General features: G+C 70.7%; 3 protein-coding genes and 1 pseudogene. All 4 read left to right on the top strand.

What is annotated here, in order from left to right; all coding sequences use genetic code 11:
* A pseudogene (locus CA983_RS12315) lies at positions 1 to 3252 on the top strand (MupA/Atu3671 family FMN-dependent luciferase-like monooxygenase); the annotation flags it as partial.
* A gap of 83 nt (positions 3253 to 3335) precedes the next feature.
* Entirely contained in the window at positions 3336 to 4148 is an 813-nt protein-coding gene (locus CA983_RS12310; protein WP_086600935.1) for a class I SAM-dependent methyltransferase, read from the top strand.
* 68 nt (positions 4149 to 4216) lie between these two features.
* A complete protein-coding gene (locus CA983_RS12305; protein ID WP_086600934.1) occupies positions 4217 to 6445 on the top strand; it encodes an MMPL family transporter in 2229 nt (742 codons plus the stop codon).
* Positions 6446 to 6476: 31 nt separating this feature from the next.
* Positions 6477 to 7199 (top strand): thioesterase II family protein, encoded by a 723-nt coding sequence (locus CA983_RS12300; RefSeq protein WP_158101855.1) that lies wholly within the window; start codon positions 6477 to 6479, stop codon positions 7197 to 7199.
* The last annotated feature ends 123 nt before the right edge of the window (positions 7200 to 7322 follow it).

The following is a 7322-nucleotide window of genomic DNA, read 5'->3' as shown; positions in this document are numbered from 1 at the left end:
GCCCCTGAGGCCCCTGAGGCGGGCCCCCGCGACCTGGCCTACGTCATCTACACCTCGGGCTCCACCGGCAGGCCCAAGGGTGTCATGGTGGAGCACCGCAACGTGGTGAACTTCTGCGCCGCCATGACCGGGGAGTTCGGTGCCGACAGCGCCGGGACCTGGCTGGGCGTCACCACCGTCTCGTTCGACATCTCGGTCCTGGAGCTGGTGTGGACGCTGACGCACGGCTCCACCGTCGTCCTCCAGACCGACCCCGGCCCGGCCGACGGGCGAGCCCCGGGCAGGACCGCCGACCTCAGCCTCTTCTACTTCGCCAGCGCCTCCGGCACCGAGGGGAGCGCGAGCGGCGCGGCCTACCGGCTGCTGCTCGAGGGCGCCGGATTCGCCGACCGGCACGGCTTCGAGGCCGTCTGGACCCCCGAGCGCCACTTCCACGCCTTCGGCGGTATCTTCCCCAACCCGTCCGTCATCGGCGCAGCACTCGCCACCGCCACAGAACGGATAGCGATCCGCGCGGGCAGCGTCGTGCTGCCGCTCCACGATCCGGTCCGGGTCGTGGAGGAGTGGTCGGTCGTGGACAACCTCTCGGGGGGCCGCGCCGGGATCTCCGTCGCCTCGGGCTGGCAGGCCGACGACTTCGTGCTCGCGCCCGGCAACTACGCGGAGCGCAAGCAGGTGATGCTGGACGGCATCGCCACCCTGCGCACCCTGTGGTCGGGCGCACCCGTCGAGCGCCCCAACGGCCACGGCAGGACCACCGCCGTGCGGACCCTGCCGCGGCCGGTGCAGGACGAGCTGCCGCTGTGGGTCACCGCCGCGGGCAGCCCCGACACCTTTCGCGCGGCGGGGGAGTCGGGCTGCAACGTCCTCACCCATCTCCTCGGCCAGGACCTCGAACAGCTCGCGGAGAAGGTCGCCGTCTACCGCCGGGCCCGGCAGGAGGCAGGACACCAGGGACCGGGACGGGTCACGCTGATGGTGCACACCTTCCTCGGCGAGGACCCGGAGGCGATACGCGAGGCGGTGCGCGGGCCGTTCCGCGACTATCTGGCCTCGTCCCTGGGGCTGCTCGCCGGCCTCGCCCGTTCGATGGGGCTGGGCGACGACCTCTCCGCGCTGCCCGACGACGACCTGAACACCCTGCTCGACCACGCCTTCGACCGCTTCTACGGCACGGCCGCGCTCTTCGGCACCGTCGACCAGGCCGTCACCCTGCTCGACGCCATCGCCGACACCGGCGTCGACGAGGTGGCCGCGCTCATCGACTTCGGCATGGACGAGGATGCCGTCCTCGACTCCCTGCCGCTGCTGGCCCGGGCCCGCGAACTGCACGCCGCGCGCCCCGCCGAGGCCGAGCCCGCCCTCCCCGAGCTCATCCGGCGCCACAAGGTCACCCGGCTCCAGTGCACCCCGTCCCAGGCGGCGATGATCCTGGCGGAGCCCGGCGGGCCCGAAGCGCTGGCCGAGCTGAGCCTGCTGCTGCTGGGCGGCGAGGAACTGCCCGCCGCCCTCGCCGAGCGGCTGACCCAGCTGACCTCGGCCCGTATCCAGAACATGTACGGGCCGACGGAGACGACGATCTGGTCCAGCACCCATCGCGTGGGCCCCGACGGGAGGGTGCTGATCGGCCGCCCCATCGCCAACACCCGCATGTACGTACTGGATTCGCAGGGCACGCTGGTGCCGCCGGGAGCGCCCGGAGAACTCCACATCGCCGGTGACGGGGTGAGCCGCGGCTACCTCAAGCGTCCGGAGCTGACCGAGGAGCGCTTCCTGCCCGACCCCTTCGCCGCGGTGCCCGGCGAGCGCATGTACCGCACCGGCGACCTGGTGCGCCTGCGTCCAGAGGGCACCCTGGAGTTCATAGGCCGCACCGACCACCAGGTCAAGGTGCGCGGCTTCCGCATCGAACTCGGCGAGATCGAGGCGGCGCTGCTCTCCCACCCGGATGTCGCGCAGGCCGCGGCGACCACGCACGGCACCGGAGTGGCACGCCGTATCGACGGCTATGCCGTGCTCCGGCCCGGCAGCCGGCTGACGGAGACGTCGCTCCGCGCCCACCTGGACACGCGGCTGCCCGGCTACATGAGCCCGGCCTCCCTCCAACTGCTCGACGAACTGCCTTACACCCCCAACGGCAAGATCGACCGCCGCGCTCTGCCCGAGCCCACCGCGTCCGGCACCGACCGGGCCGGCCGGCTCGCCCCCCGGGGGCTCACCGAGATGCGGCTGGCGCTGCTGTGGCAGGAGATCCTCGGGGAGCGCTCGGTCGGCGTGCGCGACAACTTCTTCCACCTGGGCGGCAATTCCGTGCTCGCCGTGGTGCTGCTGGCCGAGGTGGAGCGGCAGTTCGGGCGGCGGCTGCCGCTGTCCGTGCTCTTCCAGGGGCCCACCGTCGCCCAGATGGCCGTGGCCCTCCAAAGCGGTGCCGCCGACACCGACCGGCAGTCGCTGGTCCGGCTGCGCCCCGGCGGTGAGGTGCCGCTGTTCCTCCTGCCGGGCGCGGGCGGCAACCTCGTGTACTTCAACGACCTCGCCGCCCACCTCCCCGAACAGCTCATGCTTTACGGCCTCCAGCCGCTCTTCACCGAGGACACGACCTCGCAGACGCTGGTCGCGGAACTCGCCGAGCAATACCTTCCCCTGGTGCTCTCCGCCGCGCCCCAGGGCCCGTACCACCTGGTCGGGCACTCCTTCGGCGGGCACATCGCCCTGGAGCTCGCCACCCGGCTGCGCGCGGCCGGTCACGAGGTCCGGCTGCTCGGGATGCTGGACACCGCCGCGCCGCTGCCCGAGCGGCGGCACGCGACGGCGGACTGGGGCCACGTCGACTGGCTGGTGGCCCTGGCCCGCGTCTTCGAGCGGATCTTCGGCTGCCGGCTCGACATCACGCACGAGCGGCTGCGGGAGCTCGACGAGGCAGCCCAGCTCGCCGCGTTCCGCGACACCTTGCGCGAACAGAGCGTGCTGCCGCCCGAGTTCGACGACGACGTCCGGCTGCGCGGCTTCATCCGCGCCTACATCGCCGACCAGCACAGCCTGTACGTCCCCGCCGTGCCGTACGAGGGAACCCTGACGTTCTTCCGGGCCGCCGAGCTGCACCCGGACAACGTCCCTCCGGACGAGCTGGCCTGGATCCTGGACGACGAAGCGCGCGGCTGGGGACGGTTCACCGCCGGCCCCGTCGAGGTGCGCGAGACGCCGGGCGACCACCTCTCCATGCTCACCGGCCCGCATGTGGGTCAGCTCGCCAAGCTGATCGGCGAGCACATCGAGCTGTGAACTCCGCACTCCGATCCGCAGTACGTGACATCGCTACCCGAGAGAGGCAACCGATGCTGACCCAGGTGCTCGACCTACTGGCTTGCCCGTCCTGCTCGGCGGAGGTGACGCAGACCTCGTCCACCGAGCTGAAGTGCTCCTCCTGCGGCCGAGGCGCCCCGGTCACCCCTGCCTTCATCGACATGGTCCGGGAGCCGGGCAAACCCGACCCGGCCGCGCCGACCACCGCACAGAAGCTGATGGAGAGCACCGCGTTCGTCCGGCTCTACGAGGCCGTCATGCGCCCGTTCTTCTCGAGGCTCTTCGCCGGGTTCGGCAACCACATCCCGGACTACGCCGAAGAGTTCGAGATCTACCGGAAATGGCTGAAGCTCGGCGAGGAGAACACCGGCACGTGGCTCGATCTGTCCTGCGGCGCGGGGTACTTCACCGACCAGCTCGCGGGGGCGGTGCCCGAGGCGACCGTGGTCGGCCTGGACATCTCCGAGGCGATGCTGCACAAGGCGGTGCAGGAGACCGTTGGCCGTCGCAACGTTCACCTGGTCCGCGGTGACGTGCGGCAACTGCCCTTCAAGGAAGGTGTTTTCGACGGGGTCAACAACCCCGGTTCGCTGCACCTGTACGCCGACCCGGTCGGCGCCTACGAGGCGGTGTTCCGGCTCCTGAAGCCCGGCGGTGTCTACGTGGCCAGCACCTTCGCGGTAAACGATCTCGTCAGCAGCCGCATCGGGGTCAGGATGACCGGAATCCGTCGCACGGATCTGAAGCAGCTGCCCGTGCAGCTGGAGAAGGTGGGTTTCGTCAACTACCGCTTGATTAAGTTTGGTTCGGTGTTCGCGTTCGCGGTCACCAAGCCCGAGGCATAACCCAGGATGCGTTCACGTCGCAGTCGGACATCCGAACGCGTCCCTCTGAGGAAGAATCGGCGGTAAGCATGTCAGCTTTACTTCGAATCGCGGGGCGGCCCAGGCTGCTGCTGTCCTGTGTCGTCGCGCTGCTGGTGGGCGCGGTACTCGCGGGCGGCGGTCTCACCGACCGGCTCCAACTCGGCGGCACCGAGGACCCGGCCGCGGAGTCCAGCCTGGCGGCCGAGACGATGGACGCCAAGTTCCCGGCCAGCAGGCCCAACCTCGTACTGCTCGTGAAGGCGGAGGCCGACGCCCCCGGCACGAAACGGGAGGGCACCGAGCTGGCCCAGCGGCTGGCCCGGGAGCAGGGCATCACCGGTGTCGTCGACTACTGGCAGACCGGTGATGCCGGGCTGCGCGCGGAGGACGGCCGGTACGCGCTGATCGTCGCCCACATCAAGGGCAACGAGACCGAGGCGGGCAAGGTCTTCGAGCGTATCGAGGACGACTACCGGGGCACCGTCGGTGACCTGGAGGTGTCCCTCGGCGGCACCGTCGCTGTGCGCAACGAGTCACAGCAGCAGACCGCCGACGACCTGGTGAAGTCCGAGCTGATCGCCTTTCCGCTGGTGCTCCTCATCCTGCTGCTGGCCTTCGGCAGCGTCGTCTCCGCACTGCTGCCGCTCGCGATCGGCGTGATCGCCATCCTGGGGACCAACGCGGTCCTGACGGGGATCACGCACCTCACCGACGTGTCGGTCTTCGCGCAGAACCTGACGACGGCACTCGGGTTCGGCCTGGCGATCGACTACGCGCTCCTCATCGTCCGGCGCTACCGGGAGGAGCTGAAGCGCGAGCCCGACACCGCGCGGGCCCTCAGCGCCACGATGCACAGCGCGGGCCGGACGGTACTGTTCTCGGCGTTCGTCGTGGCCGTGTCGCTCGCCGCGATGCTGATCTTCCCCATGTACTTCCTGCGCTCGTTCGCGTACGCCGGCATCACCGTGGTGGCGCTCGCCGCGCTGGCCGCGCTCATCGTGCTGCCCGCCCTGCTGTTGCTCCTCGGCCACCGGGTGGACGCGCTGCGGCTCCGCCGGAAGGGCGGCCAGGAGCGGGAAGCCGCCGCGGAGCGCCGCTGGCGTGCCCTCGCCGGGGCGACGATGCGCCGTGCGCCGCTGGTCACCGTGCTCGTCACCGCGCTTCTGATCCTGGTCGGCCTCCCCTTCCTGAAGGTTGAGTTCGGCACGGTGGACGACCGGACGCTCGGTGAGAAGGCCGAGGCCCGGATCGTCCACAACACCTTGCGCGAGTCCTTCCCCGTCAGTCCGACCGGCGGCATCGACGTACTGGCCCAGGACGGCAAGCAGCAGGACATCGGTGCCTACGCCGACAAGCTGTCCGCGCTGAAGGACGTGGCGCGCGTGGACAGCCCGACCGGCACCTACCAGGGCGGACAGCTGGTCCAGCCGCCCACCGCGGCGAGCGCGACCCGCGCGGTGTCGGGCACCGACTACCTGACCGTCTGGCCCGTCCCCACCATCGAGGACATCTCCGTCGAGAGCCAGGACCTCGTCAAGCGCGTCCGCGCCGTCGAGGAGCCGCCCTCGTCCTCGGTGAGGGTCGGCGGGCAGGCCGCCATGCTGGTGGACAGCCGGGCCGTCATCGGTGAACACCTGCCGTACGCGCTGCTGTTCATCGTCGTGGTCACCCTCGTCATGATCTTCCTCATGACCGGTTCGCTGGTGCTCCCGTTCCTGGCAGTCGTGCTCAACGCGCTCAGCCTCACCGCGATGTTCGGGGCCGCCGTCTGGGTGTTCCAGGAGGGACACCTCAGTGGGCTGCTCGGCTTCACGGCCACCGGGTTCATCGAGACCTCGCTGCCCGTGCTGATGTTCTGCCTGACCTTCGGTCTGTCGATGGACTACTCCCTGTTCATCCTGTCGCGGATCAAGGAGAACTACGACCGGCACGACGACCACCGCGAGGCCGTGCGCGCCGGCATCGCCCAGACCGGAGGGGTGATCACCGCCGCCGCGGTGCTGCTCACCATCGTGATGGTGGCCATCGGCACCTCGCAGATCACCCTCACCAAGATGCTGGGCTTGGGCGTCGCCCTGGCCATCCTGGTGGACGCCACCCTGGTGCGGTGCCTGCTGGTGCCCGCCCTCATGGGGATCTTCGGCCGCGCCATCTGGTGGGCCCCGAAGTCGCTCCAGCGCTTCCGGATCCGCGAGGAGAAACCGCAGCCGTCCGCACCGGGTGGGCGGGGGGACGAGGGGACGTCGCTCGTCTCCGCCTCGGACAGAAAGCGGTGAGGCGGCGATGGCTGACCCAGGTGATTGGTTCGTGGTGCCCCGTCCGCGCCCGGACGCCCGGCAGCGCATGTTCCTCTTCCCTCACGCGGGCGGCGGGGCGAACTACTATCGCGCCTGGGCCGCGCACCTCCCCACACACGTGGAGCTGCGGATCGTGCAGTACCCCGGGCGGGAGCACCGCATGGCGGAGCCGCTCGTCCCGGACATGGCGACCCTCGCGGGTGCGGCGGCCGACGCGGTCGCCCGGGCGGCCGGGCCCGCGCTGCCCACGACGCTCGTCGGCCACAGCATGGGCGCGTCCGTCGCCTACGAGGTCGCGCGTTTGCTGGAGGACGACTTCGGGGCGCGCCTCGCACATCTCGTCGTCTCGGGACGGTCGGCGCCCGGCTCCCGAATCGGCCAGGTTCCCTCCCGCACCGGTTCGTTGACCGACGACGAGCTGCGGGCGGACCTCGCCGGTGAGGGCGGTACGGATCCGAGGCTGCTGGACACCCCGGACGTGCGGGCGGTCATCTTCCCGATCGTGCGCAACGACTACCGGCTGCTGCAGAGGTACACCGCCCGGCCCGTCCCCCTCCGCTGCGACCTCACGGCCGTCGTCGGTGACTCCGACCCCTGGGTGCCGGTGCACGCGGCCCGGCCCTGGGAACGGTGTACGACGGGCCGGTTCCGGCTCCACGTACAGCCAGGCGGTCACTTCTATTTCCGTACGCGGCTCGCCGACATCGTAGGGCTGCTCGCGGAGCGACCGTAGGACGGGCGCGCCGGTGACGGCGATCTGGTAGGCAGTCAACCAGTCCCGCTCGGGGATGAACTGCCCCATCCTGACGGTCAGATGAGTGTTGAGAGTGAGGTAGGCCGCCGGCGAGGTGCCCGT

This window comes from Streptomyces swartbergensis, assembly GCF_002148965.1.
Taxonomy (GTDB): Bacteria; Actinomycetota; Actinomycetes; order Streptomycetales; family Streptomycetaceae; genus Streptomyces; species Streptomyces swartbergensis.
The sequence above is the reverse complement of the archived record's forward strand: the minus strand, read 5'-3'. Positions and strand labels throughout refer to the sequence as shown.

What these genes read in the sequence shown, in the direction of transcription:
- CA983_RS12310 (WP_086600935.1), top strand. Translation starts at nt 3,336, where the DNA reads ATGCTGACCCAGGTGCTCGACCTACTGGCTTGCCCGTCCTGCTCGGCG.
- CA983_RS12305 (WP_086600934.1), top strand. Translation starts at nt 4,217, where the DNA reads ATGTCAGCTTTACTTCGAATCGCGGGGCGGCCCAGGCTGCTGCTGTCC.